Below are 23,692 nucleotides of genomic sequence, written 5' to 3' on the forward strand. Positions count from 1 at the left end.
ATTTATTAAATACTCAAGAACTTAGCTTACACCTTTTTCTTTCATAATTTTGTTTAATCTCTTTAGAATTGATAATCCGAGTAAAGTTGCTAAAAGAAGCAGACCGCAGTTTACGATAAAAAAATTGGCTTTGTTGTCATAATCGTACCAAAAGCTTGCTAACACACCGGAAAGTTTGTTCCCGATTGATGTAGAAAGAAAAAACCCACCCATCATTAATGCCGTTAATCTCGGTGGCGAAAGTTTTGAAACCAGAGACAATCCCATTGGCGAGAGACATAACTCGCCAACAGTAATGACTCCGTATGCTGCAACGAGCCATAATGCTGAAACTTTAATTAACCCATTTTGTCCTGCATATACAGCGCCAACCATTACCAGACATGATAAAGCGGAAATAAATAAACCTAAAACAATTTTTGAAGGTGTACTTGGCTCTTTACCTTTTCTACGAAGCATCATGAAGAATGCAACGACAACAGGTGTTAAAATAATAACCCAACCAGGGTTAATAGACTGAAATAATTCTGTATTATATAAACTGACCTGCTGACTGGGATTAGCTTCTAATTTATCACGCTCAGCTTTTGGAATGTTTCTAAAATAAATATCTTTGCCCTGTTCTTTGATTGCATCACCGGCTTCATTTTTTTTAACCTGATATTGATCGTCATAAACCGATACTTCCTGACTTTTATAATCTTTTACATCAACTAAATAAATCGATTCTAAAGGTTTTTCGAGTGCTGCGGGAATGGTTCTGTCAGTATAGTTTTTTGCCCAGCGAGTCAATGCGGTTCCGTTTTGTTTAAAAACTGCCCAAAACATTAAGCTGACTGCAAAAATTGCAAGCAAAGCACCAATTGGTTTTTTATCTTCCGCATTGGCTTTCACATAAAGCATCACATAGAAATAAATTACAGGAACACATGCAAAAATGAACGCATCGGTACTGTCACTTCCGAAAATATTATTTGGAATAAACCAACCGATGAGCCCAAAAATAACTGCAGGTAAAAATACTTTCAATAAAACATCAGAAATTTTAGTATCGCCCTCTTGGACAGGCTTTAAAATATTTGCTTTTAAAATATGTTGTCTCCCGATCGTGAAAACCAACAATCCTATAAACATTCCGACTCCGGCTGTCATAAAAGCTGGTCCCCATCCATATTTATTACGCATAAAAGCTGCAATAATATTACATACAAATGCACCGATGTTGATTCCCATATAGAAAATATTGTAACCGGCATCCTTATTAGCTTTGTAAGGTTCTTCGTTGTATAGATTCCCTAATAATGTAGAAATACTTGGTTTAAAAAAACCGTTTCCGATAATAATTAAAGCTAAAGAAGCATAAAAAAGAGGAAGCTCTTTAAAAAAGCCAACCCCGAGATAGCCTAATCCCATCAAAAATCCACCAATGTAAATGGCTTTAATGTATCCTAGAACTCTGTCGGCTAAAAATCCACCTAAGAAAGGAGTCAGATAGGTTAAAGCGATAAATGTTCCGAAAATATCATCAGCACTTTTATCATCAAATGCCAATCCGCCTTTTTCGCTGTCAATCATGTACAAAACGAAAATTCCGAGAATAAGATAATAGCCGAAACGCTCCCACATTTCAGTAAAGAATAGATAAGGCAGCCCTTCAGGATGTTTAGTCTTCATAATTCAAAATTCAATTTTCACAAATATAAAATATTTAATATAATAATTGAATTTTATTAACTTTGAGTAAAATTAAGCAAATATGAATACAGTGTTTCATTTGTCATCTGCCGACGAAATCAATCAAGATTTAATTGAAAGTATAAAAGCTGCTTACAAAAAAAAGCCTATCTCAATCACTATTGAAGAAGATTTGTTTATTCCTAATTGGCAGAAAGAAGAAGTTTTGAGAAGGGCGAAATATGCTGAAGAAAATCCTGAGTCACTTTTAGATTTTGACAATTTTATTGAAAATTTTGAGAAGAAATTATTAAATGAGAAGAGCTAAAATTGTTATTTCCGAGAATGCTGATTTTGATTTAAGCGAGATAGCAGATTGGTATAATGAAATTAATAAAAAACTTATTTGGTTATTTTTAACAGATTTTAAAACAAAAGTAAAGTATATTGCTGAAAATCCTTTTTCCTGTGAAATCAGATATGGAAATTTTAGAATAGCATATCTAAAGAGATTTCCGTTTGGAATTCATTATGAATTTGATGAAAATAGAAATATTGTGAAAGTATTTTCAATATTTCATACTTCCAGAAATCCTGAAAATTGGCAAGAAAGAAAATAAAAACTCCGAATCTTTTATGGGATTCGGAGTTTTTATATTTTGAATATAATCGGAAAATTATAAATTCTCCAAAATAAAATCCGTCATCTTCTGATACAATTGCGGTCTTGTCTGTCCGCCATAAATTCCGTGGTTTTTATCAGGATATGCCATAAATTCAAACTGTTTTTTGTTTTGAATTAAAGCTTCAGAAAACTCCATTGAGTTCTGGAAATGTACATTGTCATCAGCAGTTCCGTGGATTAACAAAAATTTACCTTTCAACAAATTGGCATAAGTTGTTGGTGAATTTTCATCATAACCCGCAGGATTTTCCTGTGGAGTCAGCAAAAATCTTTCTGTGTACACAGAATCGTAATATCTCCAGTTGGTCACGGGCGCAACTGCAATTCCGGTTTTAAAAACATCTGCACCTTTCGTCATTGCCAGACTCGCCATGTAACCTCCGAAACTCCACCCGAAAATTCCGATTCTTGTTTTATCAATGTAGGATTGATTTCCCAGCCATTTTGCAGCCGTAATCTGATCTTCAATTTCGTACTTTCCTAAATTTTTGTAAGTTACTTTTTTAAATTTAGCTCCTTTAAAACCTGTTCCGCGGCCATCGACACAAGCAATGATGTAGCCCTTTTGTGCAAGCATTTCAAACCAAAGTGCGTTTCCGTTGTCCCAAGAATTAGCAACCTGCTGAGATCCCGGTCCTGAATACTGGAACATAAACAAAGGATATTTTTTGTTTTTATCAAAGTTTTTAGGCTTAATGATCCATGCATTCATCTGATCTCCGGCTTCATTTGGAATCGTGATAAATTCTTTTACTGTGAAATTATCAGCCTCAAGTTTTTTCAACTGATCATTATTATTCTGCAATTCTTTCAAAGTTTTCCCGGAACCATCTTTTAAAACATAAGTGTAGGGTTTTGCCACAGTAGAAGAAGTTTCGATGAAATAATTGTAATTTTTACTGAAATTCGCAGAGTTGTTTCCTTCTGCGTTAGAAATCATCTGAGCCTTTCCGTTATCAATATTGATTTTAGAAATCACCTTATTTATGCTGCCTTTTTCTGTGGTCTGAATGAATATTTCTTTCGATTTCGGGCTGTAACCATAATAATCTGTCACTTCCCAATTTCCTTTTGTTACCTGTTTTTTCAACTTTCCATCTTTGTCGTACCAATATAAATGACGGAAACCATCTCTCTCCGAAGCCCACAAAAATGAGTTGTCTTCAAGGAATTCTAATGTCACGTTATCCGTATCAATCCACTTTTCATCGGTTTCGGTAAACAATTTCGTAGCAGTTCCGGTTTTCGTATTAACTTTCAAAACATCAGATGCATTTTGAGTTCTCTGTGAGGTGATCAAAACAATTTCGTCAGGATTTGATGTCTGTACAACATTTGGGATGTAATAATTTTTAAACTGATCCAAATTTACTTTAGTCTTTTTTCCGTCTGCCAAATGATAAATGTGCGCTGAAGCTACAGAGTTTTTCTCTCCGGCCTTCGGATATTTATATCTCATTTCATTTGGATAAAGAGACTTTCCGTATATCGGAATGTAAATTTCGGGAACATCAGTTTCCACCAATTTTACAAATAGAATGTCTGCAGAATTTTTCGTCCATTCATACAATCTTGCGTGCCCGAATTCTTCTTCATAAACCCAGTCTGCCAAACCATTGAGTACTTTATTTTTTACGCCATGTTCTGTGATCTGAGTTATCTTTCCCGAATTGATGTCCTGGTAAAATAAATTATTGTCAACAATAAAAGAAACTTTCGTTGCATCAGGCGAAAATCTCGGTTCCTGAACGAATTTACCTTCATTAAGGCTCGTTATTTTTCCGGATTTCAAATCTTTAATATCAAATTTTCCTAAGAATGAATGTCTGTAAATCGGCTGACTTTCTTTTAAAAGAAGAATTTTAGATTCATCATCAGAAAATTCATAGCTTTCAAAATTTCCATCAACAAGATTGCCTTCTTTTTGAGAAGTTTTGTAAGAATATTTGGCGATTCCTCCTTGCTCAATGACAAGATAGTTTTCTCCGTTTTTCATCGAAGTGATTCCGGCAATACCTTTTCCACGGTAATATCCTGAATATATTTTGTCTAAAGTGATTTCCTGTGCTGAGATGTTGTGAAATGCAGCAACTATCGTAAGGGTAAGTAAGAGTTTTTTCATTTTTAAAAAATAAAGGAATCCAAAGATAACAATTTTATCAAATTATACTAAAAAGCTTTTATATAAAGTAATTTGGCAGAAAAATTGAATATACTTTAGCACTAAATTAAATAATTATGGAAACGAACGCACAAGACCAGAAACTGAATAAATATGAGATGGAAAATCAAACAGTTTATACTGGTTTTTCGAGTTTTACAGACGCAGAAGAGCACGCTCAAAAGATAGGAGGAACTTTGGTAGAGGTAGGATTTAAAGATGGAAATGATAATCCGCAAATTACTGACGATGCAGGATTGATAGAAAAAAAACTACATTATTTTGTAGATGCAGGAGAGGAGTATAAATTTATCCATTCTTCGGATCCCGGTTTTAGAGAATATGCAGATGAGCTTCAAAAAATTAAAGCAAAACTGCTACAATCACCTCCAGATGAAAGATATATTGCAAATTTCGAAATAGAAAATGCAGAAGACCCTATTATAGTTCTTAAAAACAATGAGTTTGAATCTGTAACATCCAGAGAGCGGTCAAAATATCTCAAGCATGCAAAAGTGTATGAGATAGGAGTTTCTACATCAGAATCTTAAAATAAATACATCATGAGCAAAACAAAGTATTCAGAAAAAGCTCAGGAAAAAGTAGGGAAGGTGATGGAAGAATTCAAAGAAGGAAAATTAAAATCATCTTCAGGAAAGAAAGTTACAGATAAAAAGCAGGCAGTTGCCATCGGAATATCTGAAGCACGAGAAAAAGGTTTAAAAGTACCTAAGAAAAAAGATAAAAAAAAGTAATGTAAAAGAAAACCGTTTAGGAATTTCCCGAACGGTTTTTATTTTTATTTGTTTTGTTTGTACATGATTTCGTAGTATTCGTCGGCCATTCTATCGCTGTTGAATTGATCTTTGACATCATTCATGGCGTTCTGCTGTACTTTTCGCCAGTCTTTTGGCTGATCGTAATATAATGGCAAAATTTCCTCTTCCAGGATTTCGTACAATTTATTGAGATCATAATTATCCTGTTCGTAGATACTCATATTTTCATAATCACATTTTGGAACTACAAAAGAATTTTCGCCGTGCTTCGCAAATTCAGGGATCCAGCCGTCATCCGTTGAAAGATTGACAGATCCGTTCATTGCAGCCGACATTCCTGACGTTCCTGAAGCTTCTCTCGGAACTCTCGGATTATTCAGCCAAAGATCAGAACCTTGCTTTAAAGATTTACTTAAAGAAAGCTCATAGCCTGTAAGCACGGCCATGTTTTTATGATTTTTACTTTCCTCTACAAGTGTATTGAATGTTGAGATTGATGAATAATCCATCGGATAAGGTTTTCCTGCCCAAATAATCTGTACAGGATATTTAGGATTATTCAATAATTTTATGAATCTGTCTTTATCATGCAGAAGCAAATCTGCGCGTTTGTATCCCGCAAATCTTCTCGCCCAAACAATGGTAAAAATATTCGGATCGAATAAATTTCCGGTCTGGTCGGCAACGATTTTAAAGAGTCTTTTCTTTAAAAGTTTTTTACGGTAATCAAAAATAGTGTCATTATTTTCATCTTTTGCGATGTAAAGCTCCTTGTCTCCCCAATATTTAAATTCCTGAGCATTGGTGATCGATTTGATTTCGCAAATTCCGGGATATTTACTCCACATTGCTCTAGAAACCACGCCGTGAAGTTGCGAAACACCATTTGCAATTCTTGCCATTTTCAAAGCGCAGAGAGAGTGATTAAACAATTCACCGTCAGAACCTTCCAGTTTTTTGGCTTCTTCCATACTTAATCCGGAAAAATAAGACATGTCATAACATAATCTCAGATTGTGTTTCTCGTTTCCTGCTTCTTCTGGTGTATGTGTTGTGAAAACCAACTTTTCCTTAACTTTCTGAAGGTTTCCGTTAAATTTTTTCAATAAATGAAATGCTGCTGGAAGTCCGTGTGCTTCATTAAGATGATAAACTTCTCGCTCAAGATTCATCTCATCAAGCAGTTTTGCGCCACCTTTTCCCAATAAAATATACTGAGCAAGTTTAGTCGATTCATTAGCATCGTATAATTTGTGACAGATTGTTTTAGAAACATGATCGTTTTCAGAAACATCGGTAGAAAGAAAAAACATGGGTGCCGTATGGAAAATTTCAGGATCAAGATAATATACTTTTACCCAAACCGGCGCACTGTGAATTTCGATCTGGAATTTGATACCGGTATCTTCCAGAAAACTGTACATTTTTCTCGTCCATGTAGGTTGCAGGGTCTGGTCATGATTTCTTGCCTGATCGTAGTAACCGAATTTCCAGAGAATTCCTATTCCTACCAAATCCTGCTTCAGATTGTAAGCACTTCTCATATGCGAGCCCGCCAAAAATCCCAAGCCACCGGAATATATTTTAAGAACCTGTTCTATGGCAAATTCCATAGAAAAATAGGCTACTTTTTTAGTGTATTTTTCGTTAACGCCGTAAGGTATTTTAAAATTTTTAAAATCCATAAAAAGATCAGTTTTGTGTTTAAAAGGGTAAAGGTATTAATTAAGAAAATAAACTTTACATTAATTCTATATAAATTATTTTTAAAACAATCTATCGAATAGTTTTTTTAATTACCTTTAAATGTAATTTTTTGATAATCAAAAACTTCAAGTTTTAAACGGGGGTTTCCGGAGTGTTCTTTAATAATTAAAAATCAGGTATGAAAAAATTATTCTCAGAGGAAGATTTGATTAAAAATCTAAGTTTGTACTACCTCAACCAGCATCTGAAAAAAAAGCCGATGGAGAAATATCACCGTACGATCGATGCATCTCCGCTTCACGACAGAGAAAAATATAAGAAAAAGGCTGAAATATTATTGCTGAATTCTTTTATGCATCATTTTCCCGAGGTTACTTTTGAAAATCTTACCTGCGAGAGTCCTGATTTTATTGCAAAATTTCACAACAAAAAAATCGGGATAGAATTGACTGAAGTGATCAATCATCTAGAAATGAAAAAAGTTGAGAGCAATTTGAATAAGATTTTCCGTCAGGCAGAAATATTGTTAGAACATGAAGACACTACGAGATATCGTGGTGTTTATTTTTTGTCGTTCCATGCCCATTTAAAATTTGAAACCCCGGAACAGCAACAGGAAATCATTCAGAATATTTATAAAAGCATCAAAAGGAATAAAGCAACAGGATTCGTAAAAAGCATTCGCAAATCTTCGCATCGCAGAAACGTATTTATCACTCATGAATACAATATGAATTTGTTTGATGAACTTTGCTCGGAGAAAATTTTAGAAATTATAGATAAGAAAAATGAGAAATTTCCTTACTACGACAGAACAGTTGACGAATGCTGGCTGGTCATTGTTTCCGATATGAATTCTCTGGCTTCACGATACACATTTATTCGGGATAAAGAACATTTGAAAGAGGTAAAAAGCCCATTTGACAAAATTTTTCATCTTGAAAACCTGTGCGGCAATATGACAAGTATTAAATGATTTAGGATTAATTAATAAAAATTATCTAAAGGATATTTAGTTTTAATATTAATAGTTTTACTTTTATCAATATTTGGTGATTATAATTAAATTTTGTTATATTTGGTAAAGTTTAATCCTTAATAACCAATTTGATATGAAAAAAACTTTACTTCTTCTCATATTTCTGATTTCCCAAACTTTTTTTTCTCAGGCAGACTGTTCTACGGCATTATCCGTTTGCGGAAACTCGAATATCACCTACAGTCCTACAGGAATTGGAGCGGTTAATGAATCTTTAGGTGGCTGTTTGATCTCGGGAGAGCATAATTCTATCTGGTACAAATTAACGATTGCAACCAGCGGAACACTTACATTTAATCTGGTTCCTAATGATCCAAATGCAGATTACGACTGGGCTGTGTATGGTCCAAACGTGGCTTGCGGTTCTCTCGGTTCGCCAATTCGATGTAATGCAGCAACCGTCATCGGCGTTGGTGCAGCTACAGGACTGAACATGACAAGTACAATTACCAATGCAGCGGGAGGCTCGGCAACTCCTTACTGTCAATATATGGATGTTCTGGCTGGCCAGACTTATTATCTGTATATTGATAATTGGGTAGGTGCAGGAAGCAGTACCACAGCGCCTTTTTCTCTTACATGGGGCGGAACGGCTACACTCGCTTCTCCGTTTACAGACCCCGCTTTACAGCCAAATCCTTTTGTTCCGCCGGGAATTCCCGCAGCGAATCCTGCAGATCCTAGAGAGATTTTGATCTGTGCAAGCCCGGCAGTTTTTGATTTCAGCACACTTACAGCGGGAATTTTGAATGGCAATTCTAATTTTGTAGTTTCTTATCATACATCACAAAATGATGCGTTGGCAGGTACAAGTCCTATTACGACTCCTATTACTGTAAATACTACGACTATTTACTATTACAGTATTCATTACCAGGATCCCACGAATCCGAATAATCCAATTAATTTTTGCCGTCAGATTGGGCCTTTTAAATTTAAACAAGGCAATATTACAGCACTTGATAAAACAATATTCGCCTGCAATAATAATAAAGCAGGTACAGCAACTTTCAATCTGAATTCTGCAAATGTTTTCTCAGGTTCAAATATTGTCATTAAATATTATCCTACCATGGCAAACCTGAATGCGGGAACCGGCCAGATTATTAATTCTACACAATATGTTTCTGCTCCGGGAACAGTTTATGCACTTGTTACCACTTCAGAAGGATGTTCAGATATTGCAGTGATTACGCTAAGCTTCTTTGCAGAATTTACTGTTAATGATGCAATTATCCGTTCATGTTCAATGATTCAGAATGTAAGTATGGCATCTTTTGATCTATCATCAGCTTCAGTTACCACACATGCCGGAACTACAAAAAAATATTATAAATCTCTAGCAGATGCGATCAGCGGATCAAACGAAATTACACCTTCGACAAATTATATCTCTCCGGGAGGCGTCGTTTACGTAAAAGTATCAGATGAGAACGGCTGTTACAATATTGCTAAAATTACTTTGGAAGTAATTCCTCCTGTTTATTCTCAGATTTTAAAAGATAAAATAATCTGTATAGAAGACCGAACTGTGCTTGATGCAGGCGCAGGATTTGACGGATACGAATGGAATACCGGAGCAACAACTCAAACAATTTCAGGTGTTGGTGTGGGTACGTATTGGGTGAAATTGAAAACCGGAGAATGTATCTCTTATCAAACGGTAAAAGTATATGCTTCTGATCAGCCAGTTGTTACAAGTATCGATATTTCTAATACCACCGTTACTATTAACGTCAACGGAGGGAAAGCGCCTTATAAATATTCTATGGATAATGTAAATTGGCAGGATTCTAATATATTTAGCAATATTCAGCGAGGTGATCATGTAATTTACGTAAAAGACTCGTACGATTGCGAGCCGATCTCAATTTCAATTGTGGTTCCTAATCTTATTAATGTAATCACACCAAACGGAGACGGAATTAATGATTTTATCGACTACTCTGCGTTATCTAATAAGGCCAATCTGATATTTACGATTTTCGACCGTTACGGAAACAAAATCTTCCAGGCAGACCGACAAAATAATTATAAGTGGGACGGAACGTCAGGAAATAAAAAAGTTCCTACCGGAAATTATTGGTACTCAGTAAGCTGGAATGAAAATGATAAGAAAAATACACCATTTAAATATACCGGATGGGTTTTGGTAAAAAACCGTGAATGATTATTAATAATAAACTGTAAAACCATCTCTCAGAGATGGTTTTTTATTTCGCTACTTATCAATTAATTTATTTTCTATGATTATATTTAATTATAAAAAACTCTGTGATCTTAGCTGTTGGAAAGCTTTTGCAGGTTTTATGTTAAATTAAGAATTATGAATAAAACGGATGATCAATTTTTTTAGAATACCTTAGTATCTTTAAAATAGTCAGAAAGATAAATGATTTTGCCTTGCTCAGAGAACTGTACAATTGTACAGATGTCATTCTCGTATTCGCCAGAACCAGACATATTTCCAAATGATGTTGTCTGATAAAAGTACTTTTCGTTTCCTAAATGAAATATTTCTGAGACCTGCCACTCAATATTCTCGTATCTTCTAAAAATTGCTCTGAAGAGTGCTAAAATTCTGTTTTTGCCAGAAATTTCTTTTGCAGGCGGAATCCAGATTGTGCTTTCATCAGTAAACCATTTTTCCAACTGATCGATTTTCAGGGAATTTAAATCACTCATAAAATCACTGATTTTACACACCATAAACTAATCTTTATCTTTATATACGTGAAAATTGCTGACTTGGTTTGAATTATTATGGTGAAATGTAAGGTTAATAATCGGTCTTCTAGTAATATTATAATTTAAATATGAAAAATTTTAAAATTAATGAACATAAAGGAATTATTTCTAATGAATTTCTAATTCGTGAGATTGATAATTTTTTAGATGCTTGTAGGTTTATTGCCGAATTGCCATACAAAAGAAATTCAGATAAAAATCAAATCAAGTGTGTATTCTATGATTTTGGCGGTACCTGCAGCACAAAACATGCGACGCTCAGGAAATTAGCTTTAGAAAATGATCAGCAAAATGTACATTTGATGTTAGGCATTTTCAAGATGGATTCTGAATATACCGTTAAAATTGATGACACACTGAAAAAATTTAAACTGAAATATATTCCTGAAGCGCATAATTACCTAAAAATCGATCAGCAGTATTTTGACTTTACAAATGATCATTCAGACTACAGTCAATTTGAGTCTAAAATTTTAACTGAGTTAGAGATTGAGTACGATCAGATAAATTTAGAAAAAATTACTTTTCACAAAGATTTTCTTAGAACCTGGATTCTTGATGAGAAAATCCCATACAATTTAGAGCAACTATGGAATATCAGAGAACAGTGTATTGTTGATCTGCAAAAAATTGAGGTTTAGCAATAAAGACTTTTATTTGATTAAAAATTTCTGAAATATAGGGTCATTATCAAGTATAGATTCAATCGATTTAAAATTCATATTTAAATTATTATCTTTGCAGTCATTAAAATTCAGTAAAAATAAATGTCTCATTTTCATAGAACTGCCGCATTTCATACTCTCGGCTGCAAATTAAATTTTGCGGAAACATCTACCATTGCCCGTCAATTAATAGATGCAGGTTATGAGAAGGTGAGTTTTGATGAGAGGGCAGACGTTTATGTCATCAATACCTGCTCGGTAACTGAAAACGCAGACAGAGAATGTAAATTGCATGTAAAACGAGCTATGAAAGCCAATCCTGAAGGTTTGGTTGTAATTGTCGGCTGCTACGCGCAGTTAAAACCAGAAGAGATTTCGCAAATTACAGGCGTTGATTTGGTTCTCGGAGCGAAAGAAAAATTCAATATTCTAAGTTATCTTGATGATTTGGAAAAATCTGAAAGTGAAGGTATAGTACATTCTTGTGAAATAGAAGAAACCGATTTTTTCATCGGAAGTTACTCCATAGGCGACAGAACCAGGGCTTTTCTTAAAGTTCAGGATGGTTGTGATTACAAATGTACATATTGTACGATTCCTTTAGCCAGAGGGATTTCCCGTTCAGACACCATTGAAAGTGTTCTTAAAAATGCCAAAGAAATTGCGGCGAGAGACATTAAAGAAATTGTTTTAACAGGTGTCAACATTGGTGATTACGGAAAAGGTGAATTTGGAAACAAAAAACACGAACATACTTTTTTAGATTTAATTAAAGAATTAGATCAGGTAGAAGGTATTGAGAGAATCCGTATTTCATCGATAGAGCCTAATCTTTTGAAAGATGAAAGCATAGAATTGGTCTCCAGAAGTAAAAGTTTTGTTCCTCATTTCCATATTCCTCTTCAATCTGGGAGCGATGATTTATTGAAAAAAATGAAACGTCGTTATCTTACGAAATTGTATAATGAAAGAGTCAATAAGATTCGCGAGGTGATGCCTCACGCAGCGATTGGTGTTGATGTGATTGTTGGTTTTCCTGGCGAAACTGAAGAGTTATTTATGGAGACTTATAATTTCCTGAACGAACTTCCGATCAGTTATCTTCACGTTTTTACCTATTCTGAAAGAGAAAATACCGAAGCAGCAGAAATGGACGGAATTGTGCCGATTCCTGAAAGAAAAAGAAGAAATAAAATGCTGAGAATTCTTTCTGAGAAGAAAAAGATGTCATTTTATCAAACTCAGATCGGGCAAACGCTTCCCGTTCTTTGGGAACACGAAAATAAAGACGGAAAAATGTACGGCTTCACAGAAAATTATGTGAGGGTGCAAAAAGATTTCGATTCTGCATCGGTTAATAAGATAGAATTTTTGAATTTAGAAAAAATCCTGTCAGATGGCACAGTTTCTGTGCAATCGTCTTACGAAAGTTTTTTAGCAAAAGCATAGCCTATTTGCTTTATTTCCACTACATTTAATTTTTAACTTTTAAAAATCTACATTCTTATGAGAGATAAATTTTTATCTTGGGGTTTGGTGTTGGTGATTGTAACGTGGGTCGTTGCATTACTCATCAGAGCTCATTACTGGATTCCTATATTTCTAACGGCAGTTTATGTCTTAGGAGTTTATAATACGTACCAGACGAAACATGCCATTCTTAGAAACTTTCCTGTTTTGGGATATTTCAGATACTTTTTTGAAGATATTTCGCCTGAAATGCAACAATATTTTATCGAAAGAGAAACAGACGGAAAACCTTTTCCACGAAATCAACGTTCTGCCGTTTACAGAAGATCAAAAAATCTCAGTGATACGGTACCTTTCGGAACTCAGTTGGAAGTTAATCACAGGAAATATGAAGGTATAAAACATTCTATTTATGCTAAATCTCCCAAAGAAGAACTGCCGAGAGTTTGGGTGGGCGGCGAGCAATGTTCGCAACCTTACTCTGCTTCATTATTTAATATTTCTGCTATGAGTTTTGGTGCGTTGAGTGACAGAGCTCAGATTTCACTAAACCGGGGAGCCAAAAAAGGTAATTTTTACCATAATACCGGTGAAGGTGGTATTTCTCCGCATCATTTGGAAGGCGGAGATCTTTGTTGGCAAATTGGTACAGGTTATTTTGGATGCCGCGATGATGAAGGGAAATTTAATCCGAAACTATTTACAAAATATTCTACACTTCCGAATGTAAAAATGATTGAGATTAAATTATCTCAAGGTGCAAAACCTGGTCATGGTGGAGTGTTACCTGGAGTGAAAAATACTCCTGAAATCGCAAAAATCCGTCATGTACAACCAGGTTTAACGATTGTTTCTCCGCCGTCGCATTCGTCTTTTTCTGACGCTGCAGGTTTGCTGAGGTTTGTTCAGCATTTAAGAGAACTTTCAGGAGGAAAGCCAGTTGGTTTTAAACTGTGTATCGGTGATACCAAAGAGTTTGAAGATATCTGTGTTCAGATGAATGTTCTGAAAATTTATCCTGATTTTATCACCGTTGACGGAGCGGAAGGAGGAACAGGAGCAGCACCGCCGGAATTTTCTGACGGAGTAGGAATGCCTTTGGAGCCGGCTTTAATTTTTGTTAATAAAACTCTTAGAAACTACAATGTAAGAAGTAAACTGAGAGTTATAGCGAGCGGAAAAGTTCTGACGAGTTTAGATATTCTGAGAGCGGTTGCAATGGGAGCAGATATGTGTAATAATGCGAGAGGATTTATGTTTTCGCTAGGCTGTATTCAGGCTTTAAGATGCAATAATAACAATTGCCCGACAGGAGTTGCAACGCAGGATAAAATGTTGATAAAAGGTCTTGATGTTACTGATAAAGCTGAGAGAGTTTACCATTTTCACAAAAATACATTACATACGTGTAATGAATTAATTGCTGCTGCAGGAAGAGATTCTTATGAGGAAGTAGATGCTACAATGTTTATGAGAGGAGATGAGTTTGAGCATCTTTCAGATAAATATTTCCCGGATATTCTGGGAAATGTGAGATAATAAAATTTAAATCCCAAAAAAAATCCGCTTCATAATTTTATGAAGCGGATTTTTTAATTTATTTATTTATTTATTTATTTATTTATTTATTGTTGATTTACAGGTCTTGTTTCTGTATGATAAATCTGAAAATTAAAGACAAATGTTGCATTCTGAAGATTATAAAAATTGGCATCTCTTGCAAACGCTGCTTTCGACGGAACAATAATTACACCCTGAAGATTAGGTAAGTTTTCGTTAGGAAGATTTTGAAACCCATTAAAATATTTTAAACCTTCCTGAAATCCTTCTATTTCGTAATAACTTCTCTGTTTTGCTGCTTCAGTAGATGCATTTTCTAAAATTGATTTTTTCACGTAGTAAAATCTAGGATCAATTGTAGGTGAAGCTTCGGCATCAATTGTATTGATAAGAGCACCTGCGGAAGTGAGAGCTACATTGCCATCAATATCTGTAGCACGGTAATAGGTACCTCTTATCATTGTTTTGATCAAACTTGCCGTCTCAGGTACTGTTGAATTGGTATTAATTGCCACTCCTGGATTTGGCTGGGCTCCCTCTCTTTTAATATAAATAACCCCTGAAGGAAGTCTCACCGGGCTTAGCTGAGATAATTTCTTGAAATTATCATCGGCAGCATCTGTACTGCTGAACGCTTTGATGTTCCCTTGTGTATCAAGGTAATTGTTATCCATAAATTTTTGGATAGCCTGCTCGTCTAGAGTATTTCTCGCTTCGATGTTTTCCGGCTCAATAAATGTAGCTACATCATCATCATCTTTCTTACAAGCTGAAAAACTTAAAGATCCAGCAAGGATATACAAAAATATTTTTTTCATTTCAAAAAACTTTAATTACTTTACAAATAATATAACGGCAAAAGTATAAAAAATTATGAGAATAGATAAATTTTTATGGAGTATTCGATTTTACAAGACCAGAAGTATTGCTACAGACGAAATAAAAAAGAACAGAGTAGCAATAGGAGAATCGGTTGTAAAGTCGTCTAAGGAAATAAAAGAAGGAGATGTTATAAAAATTCGTAAAAATCAGATTGACTATAAAATAAAAGTCATACAAATCCCCAAAAGCAGAATTGGGGCAAAATTAGTTTCTCTTCATATCAAAGATGTCACAGACAAAGAACAGTATGAGTTGCTTAAACTAAGAAAAATGTCACAAAGTTATTACCGAGATCGTGGCGAGGGAAGACCTACCAAAAAAGACAGACGAGAGATCGACGGATATGTAGAAAATGACGTTGATTCAGATTTTACAGACTGGGATGATTTTTTTGGAGAAAGCAGTTCGGAAAAAGAAGAGGAAAAAGATTCATAAGTAGAGTTTTTCAATAATTTCATTCATGATCTGTTCAGGTTCTTTAAAATCTGTACTGATATGATATTGAGCTTTACTGTAAAATTCATTTCTCTCGAATAAATGTTTGGCAATAAACTCGGGTAGGTTTTCGTCTGAAATATTAGCAATTAAAGGTCGTTTTTCTTTTTGTTTAGAAATTCTTTCTATCAAAGTATTGATGGATGTTCTTAGGAACATACTTTTTGAGTTATGGTTGATGATTTCCATATTATTGTAATATACAGGCGTGCCTCCACCCAAGCTAAAAACGATGTTTTCTTCGGTTGCTAAAATTTCTTCTAAAATTTCTCTTTCTACCTTGCGAAAGTAGATTTCTCCTTTATTTTCGAAGATTTCGGGGATCGTGAGTTTATTTCGTCTGGAAATTTCTTTGTCAAGGTCAATTAATTTAAAATTTATTTTTTCGCTTAAAATTTTGGAAATGTGAGATTTGCCACTTCCCATGTATCCGACCAGTGAAATTATCATGAATTTATTTTTAACAAATTTGCGAAAAAGTTTTGAGATAATGAAAAAAGTTCTATCTTTGCACCACTAAAAACAAGGGACATTACTTACGATGAAAACTTGATAATAAAGTGACCGACTCGGTAGCTCAGCTGGTAGAGCAATACACTTTTAATGTATGGGTCCTGGGTTCGAATCCCAGCCGGGTCACTAGCAAAAATATTATATATTTTTATAATTTTTTGCCTGCGTGGTGAAATTGGTAGACACGCCATCTTGAGGGGGTGGTTTCCTAAGGATGTGCTGGTTCGAGTCCAGTCGCAGGCACTGCAAAAAAAAAAAGTATTTGGTAAGTCTGAAATTTATTTTATATTTATCAAATCTAAAAACAAGACCGACTCGGTAGCTCAGCTGGTAGAGCAATACACTTTTAATGTATGGGTCCTGGGTTCGAATCCCAGCCGGGTCACAAGTTTACTGAAAAGTAAATTTTTTTCATATTAATATTTTGTGATTTGGTGTTCAAAGGCTTCCTTCAGGAAGCCTTTGATTTTTGGTACATGTTTCATTTAATCTAAATGCATATTGTCAATCAATCGTACACCGTCTACCATTACTACAATAAATGCTCTGTATGATTTGTCTTTGTAAAAAAAATCAGTTTCTTTTAAAGTCTTTTCATCAGCGATCAAAAAATATTCGAGTTGCATCCCTTTTTGATCGTCAAAAATATCTTGCACTCTGTTTTTAATCTCTGGTACAGAAACGGTTTTAAACCAATCATTCACTTTTGCTAGTGTTTCATAAATTACTTTAGAATCATCTCTGCGGTTTTCGGTGAGTCGTTGATTTCTTGAGCTTAAGGCGAGACCGTTCTTTGCTCTATATATTTCGACTCCTTTTATTTTAACAGGCAGGTTTTTTTTATCAACCATTTTTTTAATAATAGCCAATTGCTGATAATCTTTATCTCCAAAATAGGCGTTGTTTGGTTTTACCTGTCTGAAAAGTTCTTCAACCACAGTTCCTACGCCATCAAAATGGCCGGGTCTCGATTTTCCTTCCATTTCATTTTCCAAGCCGTCAAAATCGTAGTGCTGGCTTTCTGCTTTTTCGGGATAAATATCCTGAATCTCCGGAATATAAACAGCATCTACCAATCCTGATTTTTTTAGAATTAAAATATCTCGGTTGGTATCTCTCGGGTATTTTTTTAAATCATCAGCATTATTAAACTGAGTAGGATTTACAAATATTGAAGAAATAACAAGATCATTTTCCGCTCGAGCCGCTTCGTATAAGGAAAGATGACCGTCATGCAAGGCACCCATCGTTGGCGCAAAGCCAATCTTTTTACCCATTTCTCTCTGTCTTTCAATAAAGTCTTGAAGTGTTTTTTTGTTTTTTAGAACTTCCATAGTTTATTTTAATAGCAATTCAAAAATACTAAATTATCTTATATAAACTTTTAGGATTTGGCAGTTTGATCGTAGTGATTATCGTAAAAAAATGTTAATTACAATAATGTTGGATGTTTTTTTGTAATTTTGCACATTAATGCATTATTTAAAAATTATATAAAATTATATGCCCAATCAGAAAATACTGTACATTACCACCGAGATGTACCCTTATCAGGAAGATACAAATTTAGCAGCTGTGGTAAACAAAATGGCACTCAAAATGCACCAAGAAGGCAATGATGTAAGAGTTTTTATGCCACGATTCGGACAGATAAGTGAAAGAAAATTCCAGCTTCATGAGGTAATACGTCTTTCGGGAATGAATATTATCATCAATGATCTGGATCAACCTCTTATTATTAAAGTAGCTTCTCTTCCGGGAGAAAGATTACAGGTTTATTTTATTGACAACGAAGAATACTTTAAAAGAAAACAATATTATTTTGACGATGAAGGTGTTGCCTTCCCAGATAATGACGAGCGTGCAATTTTCTTCGCGAGAGGCGTTATAGAAACAATCAAAAAGCTTAATTGGGTACCAGACGTTATTCATCTTAACGGTTGGATGGCTTCTTTTATTCCAGTATATCTTAAAACTTTCTATCAGTCTGATACTTATTTTAAAGATGCCAAAATTGTGCTTTCATTATACAATGAAAAGGATGCTCCTTTAGATCAAAGTATAGCACAAAAATTACAGTTCGACAATATTTCAGGTCTTGAAGCGTTGAATAATCCTAGCTTTCAGAGTTTTGTAATCGAAAGTATGAAATATGTGGATGAAGTAGTAAAAGGCGACGAGTTTCTGGAAGGTGATTTAGATAAAGCTTTTAACGAAACTACTACATCAAAATCTGAGTATTTGGATGTAGATTCTATTAATAAATTATATTAAAAGACATTTGATGATGTACAATTTTAGAAAAACCTTCACCATACTTTCTTTGGTGATTTTCGGTGGTATGTTGGTTTATAATTGTGAACCAGACCCGGATTCTTTAGGTGAACAACTGTTTTTAGATGGAGCAGCAAACGAAAACGAAATAGCGTACGATGTTACCGCATTTAATATTGATAACAATGACAGTATAAGAAGTGATGCTTCGAAATTAGGATTAGCTACCTTGGGAGCTTTTTCCGAAAGTCAGTTTGGGATGCAGAAAGCAGCTTATTACACACAGGTAAGGCTTCCTGCTTACGATCCTGATTTTGGCGCAAGTGCAACGGTTGATTCTGTAGTATTAGTAATTAAGCCTATTTATGCTTCGGATTCTGTGACGACCACTACGGATGAAAATTATATTTATCCGGAAGGTTCTGTCGCTGCGAAAAAAGTTATCAACAGATATCCTGCAACAAAATACGGAAGAACAAAATTTAACAATGGAAACTTAACGGTTAAAGTAAATGAAGTAACAGAATTTTTGAATGGATATAGCGATGTTGCTTACTCAAATAAAATTTATGGTAGTGATCTGGAATTAGGTTCGAAAACTTTTAATGGTTATGTAAATTCTGTTGCAATCACAAAAGATTCAGATAACAGCTCTATATTCACTTCTGAAGTAGGTTTCAGAATTCCTTTATCAGCAAGTTTCTTTAAAACAAAGATAATTGATAAAAAAGGGCAGCCGGAATTGAAAGATGTTTCAACTTTTATAAGATATTTCAGAGGATTGAAAGTTTCTGTAACTGATGTGGATGGTTATTTGGTTCAGTTCTCACCTTCAACCGTGGAATTGATTATGTATTATAAGTCTATTGATGCAGGTGCTACAGCAAGTACTCAAAAAAAATACGCTTTCTCAATAGGAAACGGAAATGCTCATATAGGAAATTACATTTACGAACGAGCTAACTCGGCGGTAAAGCTTGCTAATTCAAATATTAACAGTACAACAGGCGATGAAAAACTTTTCGCTCAAGGAATGGGAGGTAATTCTATTGGAATTAAATTTCCTGCCAAAACCATTCAAGAGTTAAGGACTTTGTATGAAAAAGATAAAGCAGCTATCATCAGTGCAAAAATCAGAATGTTTACAGATAAAGCTGCGTGGAGTAACCATCTGAAAAAGCCTACGGTCTTAACAATACTTCAAAAGGTTATGGATAAAACGGATCCTAATAAGATAACGACTAGCTTTACGAAAGATCTATTAACACTCGGGGCAACGCCTAATTTTGCTTATATTAAAGCATATGATTTAGATAAGAACCCTGCGTACTATGACTTTACGGTTACACAATCATTGAAAGATATTGTAGAATCTACGGATGGAACTTTGGATGATTATACGCATAAATACTTCCGTATTGACGTTGGAAACTTCCTTCAGTCATCGACAGGAACTTCTCTTGCTGGTTATCAGTTTACATCAAGACCGTTTTCTCTAGACAGAGCTGTTTTTGTTGGAACAGATCCAAACAACCCGGATAAAGATCCGAGCAAGCCTTATGAAATTAAATTAAGAGTTACCTACGGTACAAAATAAAAATAAAAAACTCAATAAATTATGTGCGGAATTGTTGGTTATACAGGTTTTCAGGATGCCTACGATATAGTTATTAACGGACTTAGAAGGCTGGAATACAGAGGTTATGACAGTGCCGGAATTGTTTTGGAAGGTGAGAATAATGCATTTGATGTTGAAAAAACCAAAGGTAAGGTTGATGATCTTGTAAGCATTTCGGGTAAACTGAAAGGTTTTGCGAAAGTGGGTATGGGTCATACTCGTTGGGCAACACATGGTGTACCAAGTGATAGAAACTCTCATCCCCATTTATCAAATAATGGGAAGATTGCAATTGTTCATAATGGTATCATTGAGAATTATGATACAATAAAGATAATGCTTACCGAAAAGGGTTTTACTTTCAAGTCAGAAACTGATACCGAAATTTTGGTAAATCTGATTCAGTACTTTATGGATGTAAATTCTGAAATAGACTTTCCAACAGCAGTAAGATATGCTTTAAATGAAGTTTATGGCGCATATGCTATTACAGTAATGCACGAAGATTATCCGGGAGTTTTGGTTGTGGGAAGATTAGGTTCTCCTTTGGCTATAGGAATTGGTGATAAAGAATATTTCATTGCATCTGATGCGTCTCCGTTTGTTGAATTTACAAAAGAAGCCATTTATTTGGAAGAAGGCCACATGGCTATTCTTTCTTTAGAAAATGGAGTTGATATAAGATCAATTAATGATAACTCTAAAATTGTTCCTGAAATTCAGGAGCTTAAATTGAATCTTGAACAGATTGAAAAAGGCGGATACGAACATTTTATGCTTAAAGAGATCTTTGAACAGCCAAAATCAATCCATGACACGATGAGAGGTAGACTTCTTGTTGATGAAGGTATTATTAAGATGGCTGGTATTTGGGATCACCTTGAGAAATTCAAAAATGCGAACAAAATTACTATTATCGCTTGTGGTACATCATGGCACGCAGGTCTTATTGGTGAATATCTGATTGAAGAATTTGCGAGAATTCCTGTAGAAGTAGAATATGCTTCAGAATTTAGATACAGAAATCCTATTATTACAGATAAAGATGTAGTTATTGCAATTTCTCAGTCAGGCGAAACTGCAGATACAATGGCAGCTTTGAAGTTAGCTAAAGAAAAAGGAGCATTCATTTATGGTATTTGTAATGTCGTTGATTCATCGATTGCAAGAATTACAGATGCAGGTTCATACACACACGCAGGTCCTGAAATTGGCGTTGCTTCTACTAAAGCATTTACTGCCCAATTAACTATTCTTTCACTGCTTGCATTAAAATTAGGGAAGCATAATGGTAACTTAGGAAACGCAGATTTTATGAGTCTTATTGCAGAATTAAATGCGATTCCTAAAAAAATCGAAGAAGTTCTAGAAGCTACTCATAAATTAACTCAAAGTATTGCTAAGGATTTCATAGATGCTACTAATTTCCTTTATTTAGGAAGAGGTTACAACTATCCTGCAGCGCTGGAAGGAGCATTGAAACTTAAAGAAATTTCGTACATTCATGCAGAGGGATATCCAGCAGCAGAGATGAAGCATGGTCCTATCGCATTGATTGATGAAAATATGCCAATTGTTATTATTGCTCCTAAAAAAGGACATTACGACAAGATTGTAAGCAACGTACAGGAAATTAAAGCAAGAAAAGGGAAGGTAATTGCTGTGGTGAATAAAGGAGATACTCAGGTAAGTGCGATGGCCGATTATGTTATCGAAATTCCTGAAACATCAGAATGTTTCTCACCAATTGTTGCATCAGTTCCTTTACAATTATTAGCATATTATATTGCAGTATATAGAGGCGCAAATGTAGATCAGCCAAGAAATCTTGCAAAATCTGTAACTGTAGAGTAAATAATACTTGCAAATAAAATAAATTTAGATTTTTTTCGTTATTCTAAAAAAAATCTTAAAAGTTTCTTAAAAAAATTATATATTTACGGCTTAATTATAAAAATTAACATGAAAAGGATATTTCTTTTATTATTGTCTGCGTCGGTAGCATCGGTATCTTGTTCAGGTGGTGGATCTTCTTCTGTCGGGAAGCCAGGAACAAAAGGGGAATTGATACCTAGAGAAAAAACAAAATCATTTGTTGCAGAAAGACCTTATGGTATGGTTGCCATTCCTGGTGGATCTTTCGTTGCAGGTTTAGCTGATGTGGATTTCACGGACAGCCCTGAAAAAGCAGCTTTGAAAACGGTAACAGTTTCATCTTTCTTTATGGATGAAGCAGAAACTACAAATGCAGAATATAGGTTGTTCATCAACTATGTTAGAGATTCTATTGCTAGAACCATGTTAGCAGAAGCTGCCGGAGAAGGTGGTGACGGTGGTGGTAAAGGTACTGGCATTGGAGATTATGCATACCTTGCTAAGAAAGAAGAGAATCTTACAGCATATCAAGAATATCTTGAAGGTGCAGGTGGTAGAGATGGTTTTGATGATACTAAAAGATTAGACTGGAAAATTCCGTTGCATTGGAATACTTCTAAATATCCGGATGTAGAATATGCTGAAGTTTTAGAATCTATGTATTTACCAGCTTCTTCAAGAGTTGGAAGCGAAAGACTTCTTGATGTAAGCAAATTAAAATATAATTATAAATGGGGAGATATGGATGTTGCCCTTGCTGAAAACGAAAGAGGTGTGAATTACCTTAGAAGTGAAAGCATCGCAATTTATCCGGATACTACTGTTTGGGTGAAAGATTTTCATTTCACGTATAACGAGCCTTTATTTGAGCAGTATTTCTGGCATAAAGCCTACAAAGACTACCCTGTTGTTGGGGTAACTTGGGATCAGGCAAGAGCATATTGTAACTTCAGATCAAAATTAAAGTCTGATTATAACGAAAGTTTGAAAAGAAGAAAACAAAGACCATTAACTTTCCGTCTTCCTACTGAAATGGAGTGGGAGTACGCTGCTAGAGGTGGTAAGCAAAATGCTACTTACCCTTGGGGTGGTCCTTACTTGATGGACGATAGAGGTTGTTATCTTGCAAACTTCAAGCCAAAAAGAGGTAATTACATGGAAGATGAGAAATTAGGTACTTATACTTATGCCGCTCCAGTAAAAAAATTCAAGAAAAACAGCTTCGGATTGTTTGATATGGCTGGAAACGTTGCCGAGTGGACTGAGTCTGCTTACAACAATTCATCATACGGTTTTTCTTCTACTCTGAATCCTTCTACTAAAGATAAAGAAGATGCTAAAAGATCTGTAAGAGGTGGTTCTTGGAAAGATGTTGGATATATGTTGATGACTGGTTATAGAGATTACGAAATGAAAGACTCTGCAAGAAGTTACATCGGATTCAGAACGGTACAGGATATCCCTGAAGCTGCTGTTAAAGCAAAAAGAATTAACAGATAAGAATTCAATTATTATTTCCCGAAACAATATTATTTTAACATTAAAAA

The 23,692-nt window shown here is 34.8% G+C and carries 21 protein-coding genes and 3 tRNA genes; 17 read left to right on the forward strand and 7 right to left on the reverse strand.

What is annotated here, in order from left to right; genetic code table 11:
• Positions 1–21 precede the first annotated feature (21 nt).
• Complete coding sequence (locus PGH12_RS16330) at positions 22–1,674, reverse strand: peptide MFS transporter (RefSeq protein ID WP_267598542.1); 1,653 nt, start codon at positions 1,672–1,674, stop codon at positions 22–24.
• Positions 1,675–1,756: 82 nt separating this feature from the next.
• On the opposite strand from PGH12_RS16330, the gene PGH12_RS16335 reads away from it, so the two are divergent.
• Complete coding sequence (locus PGH12_RS16335) at positions 1,757–2,002, forward strand: hypothetical protein (protein ID WP_267598543.1); 246 nt, start codon at positions 1,757–1,759, stop codon at positions 2,000–2,002.
• Positions 1,989–2,294: a type II toxin-antitoxin system RelE/ParE family toxin gene (locus tag PGH12_RS16340; RefSeq protein WP_267598544.1), complete on the forward strand. Its 306-nt coding sequence runs from the start codon at positions 1,989–1,991 to the stop codon at positions 2,292–2,294. The genes PGH12_RS16335 and PGH12_RS16340 overlap by 14 nt, the downstream gene beginning before the upstream one ends.
• Positions 2,295–2,351: 57 nt before the next feature.
• Here the strand turns inward: PGH12_RS16340 and PGH12_RS16345 are convergent, their stop codons facing one another.
• The gene (locus PGH12_RS16345) at positions 2,352–4,481 is read right to left on the reverse strand and encodes a S9 family peptidase (protein ID WP_267598545.1); all 2,130 of its coding nucleotides are present in this window, start codon (positions 4,479–4,481) and stop codon (positions 2,352–2,354) included.
• A gap of 116 nt (positions 4,482–4,597) precedes the next feature.
• Here PGH12_RS16345 and PGH12_RS16350 point away from each other — a divergent pair, with 116 nt between their 5' ends.
• Together PGH12_RS16350 and PGH12_RS16355 are read left to right on the forward strand one after the other, a co-directional pair.
• Positions 4,598–5,071 carry a hypothetical protein gene (locus PGH12_RS16350; RefSeq protein WP_267598546.1) on the forward strand — a complete coding sequence of 158 codons (474 nt, stop codon included), beginning with the start codon at positions 4,598–4,600 and terminating at the stop codon, positions 5,069–5,071.
• Between the two features lie 12 nt (positions 5,072–5,083).
• Entirely contained in the window at positions 5,084–5,275 is a 192-nt protein-coding gene (locus tag PGH12_RS16355) for a DUF6496 domain-containing protein (protein WP_267598547.1), read from the forward strand.
• 44 nt (positions 5,276–5,319) lie between these two features.
• On the opposite strand, the gene glgP is transcribed toward PGH12_RS16355, so the two are convergent.
• On the reverse strand, positions 5,320–6,984 hold the full coding sequence (glgP, locus tag PGH12_RS16360) for an alpha-glucan family phosphorylase (RefSeq protein ID WP_267598548.1): 1,665 nt from the start codon (positions 6,982–6,984) through the stop codon (positions 5,320–5,322).
• Positions 6,985–7,184: 200 nt separating this feature from the next.
• Between glgP and PGH12_RS16365 the strand changes: the two genes are divergently transcribed.
• A complete protein-coding gene (locus PGH12_RS16365) occupies positions 7,185–7,982 on the forward strand; it encodes a hypothetical protein (RefSeq protein WP_267598549.1) in 798 nt (265 codons plus the stop codon).
• Between the two features lie 136 nt (positions 7,983–8,118).
• The gene (locus tag PGH12_RS16370; protein WP_267598550.1) at positions 8,119–10,215 is read left to right on the forward strand and encodes an FIDD domain-containing protein; all 2,097 of its coding nucleotides are present in this window, start codon (positions 8,119–8,121) and stop codon (positions 10,213–10,215) included.
• Positions 10,216–10,397: 182 nt separating this feature from the next.
• Here PGH12_RS16370 and PGH12_RS16375 read toward each other — a convergent pair whose 3' ends face one another.
• A complete protein-coding gene (locus tag PGH12_RS16375) occupies positions 10,398–10,730 on the reverse strand; it encodes a nuclear transport factor 2 family protein (protein WP_267598551.1) in 333 nt (110 codons plus the stop codon).
• Positions 10,731–10,861: 131 nt separating this feature from the next.
• Here PGH12_RS16375 and PGH12_RS16380 point away from each other — a divergent pair, with 131 nt between their 5' ends.
• From PGH12_RS16380 to PGH12_RS16390, 3 genes are all read left to right on the forward strand, one after another.
• A complete protein-coding gene (locus tag PGH12_RS16380) occupies positions 10,862–11,434 on the forward strand; it encodes a hypothetical protein (protein ID WP_267598552.1) in 573 nt (190 codons plus the stop codon).
• Positions 11,435–11,560: 126 nt separating this feature from the next.
• Positions 11,561–12,907 carry a tRNA (N(6)-L-threonylcarbamoyladenosine(37)-C(2))-methylthiotransferase MtaB gene (mtaB, locus tag PGH12_RS16385; protein WP_267598553.1) on the forward strand — a complete coding sequence of 449 codons (1,347 nt, stop codon included), beginning with the start codon at positions 11,561–11,563 and terminating at the stop codon, positions 12,905–12,907.
• A gap of 57 nt (positions 12,908–12,964) precedes the next feature.
• Positions 12,965–14,467 (forward strand): FMN-binding glutamate synthase family protein, encoded by a 1,503-nt coding sequence (locus tag PGH12_RS16390; protein WP_267598554.1) that lies wholly within the window; start codon positions 12,965–12,967, stop codon positions 14,465–14,467.
• An 86-nt stretch (positions 14,468–14,553) separates the two neighbouring features.
• Here PGH12_RS16390 and PGH12_RS16395 read toward each other — a convergent pair whose 3' ends face one another.
• A complete protein-coding gene (locus PGH12_RS16395) occupies positions 14,554–15,306 on the reverse strand; it encodes a hypothetical protein (protein WP_267598555.1) in 753 nt (250 codons plus the stop codon).
• Between the two features lie 55 nt (positions 15,307–15,361).
• On the opposite strand from PGH12_RS16395, the gene PGH12_RS16400 reads away from it, so the two are divergent.
• The gene (locus tag PGH12_RS16400; RefSeq protein ID WP_267598556.1) at positions 15,362–15,805 is read left to right on the forward strand and encodes an RNA-binding S4 domain-containing protein; all 444 of its coding nucleotides are present in this window, start codon (positions 15,362–15,364) and stop codon (positions 15,803–15,805) included.
• On the opposite strand, the gene PGH12_RS16405 is transcribed toward PGH12_RS16400, so the two are convergent.
• On the reverse strand, positions 15,800–16,315 hold the full coding sequence (locus PGH12_RS16405; RefSeq protein WP_267598557.1) for a shikimate kinase: 516 nt from the start codon (positions 16,313–16,315) through the stop codon (positions 15,800–15,802). The genes PGH12_RS16400 and PGH12_RS16405 overlap by 6 nt on opposite strands.
• 116 nt (positions 16,316–16,431) lie before the next feature.
• Here PGH12_RS16405 and PGH12_RS16410 point away from each other — a divergent pair.
• The 3 genes from PGH12_RS16410 (at position 16,432) to PGH12_RS16420 (ending at position 16,763) form a co-directional block, all read left to right on the forward strand.
• Positions 16,432–16,504 (forward strand) — tRNA-Lys (locus tag PGH12_RS16410).
• A gap of 34 nt (positions 16,505–16,538) precedes the next feature.
• Positions 16,539–16,621 (forward strand) — tRNA-Leu (locus PGH12_RS16415).
• A 69-nt stretch (positions 16,622–16,690) separates the two neighbouring features.
• Positions 16,691–16,763: transfer RNA gene (locus PGH12_RS16420), tRNA-Lys, on the forward strand.
• A 100-nt stretch (positions 16,764–16,863) separates the two neighbouring features.
• On the opposite strand, the gene panC is transcribed toward PGH12_RS16420, so the two are convergent.
• Complete coding sequence (gene panC, locus PGH12_RS16425) at positions 16,864–17,712, reverse strand: pantoate--beta-alanine ligase (RefSeq protein ID WP_267598558.1); 849 nt, start codon at positions 17,710–17,712, stop codon at positions 16,864–16,866.
• A gap of 169 nt (positions 17,713–17,881) precedes the next feature.
• On the opposite strand from panC, the gene PGH12_RS16430 reads away from it, so the two are divergent.
• From PGH12_RS16430 to porK, 4 genes are all read left to right on the forward strand, one after another.
• A complete protein-coding gene (locus tag PGH12_RS16430; protein WP_267598559.1) occupies positions 17,882–18,652 on the forward strand; it encodes a glycogen/starch synthase in 771 nt (256 codons plus the stop codon).
• 10 nt (positions 18,653–18,662) lie between these two features.
• Entirely contained in the window at positions 18,663–20,249 is a 1,587-nt protein-coding gene (locus tag PGH12_RS16435) for a DUF4270 family protein (protein ID WP_267598560.1), read from the forward strand.
• A 21-nt stretch (positions 20,250–20,270) separates the two neighbouring features.
• Positions 20,271–22,124 carry a glutamine--fructose-6-phosphate transaminase (isomerizing) gene (gene glmS / locus PGH12_RS16440; protein WP_267598561.1) on the forward strand — a complete coding sequence of 618 codons (1,854 nt, stop codon included), beginning with the start codon at positions 20,271–20,273 and terminating at the stop codon, positions 22,122–22,124.
• Positions 22,125–22,232: 108 nt separating this feature from the next.
• The gene (gene porK, locus PGH12_RS16445) at positions 22,233–23,645 is read left to right on the forward strand and encodes a T9SS ring complex lipoprotein PorK/GldK (protein WP_267598562.1); all 1,413 of its coding nucleotides are present in this window, start codon (positions 22,233–22,235) and stop codon (positions 23,643–23,645) included.
• Positions 23,646–23,692: the final 47 nt, after the last annotated feature.

The organism is Chryseobacterium sp. CY350 (assembly GCF_027945075.1).
Classification (GTDB): Bacteria; Bacteroidota; Bacteroidia; order Flavobacteriales; family Weeksellaceae; genus Chryseobacterium.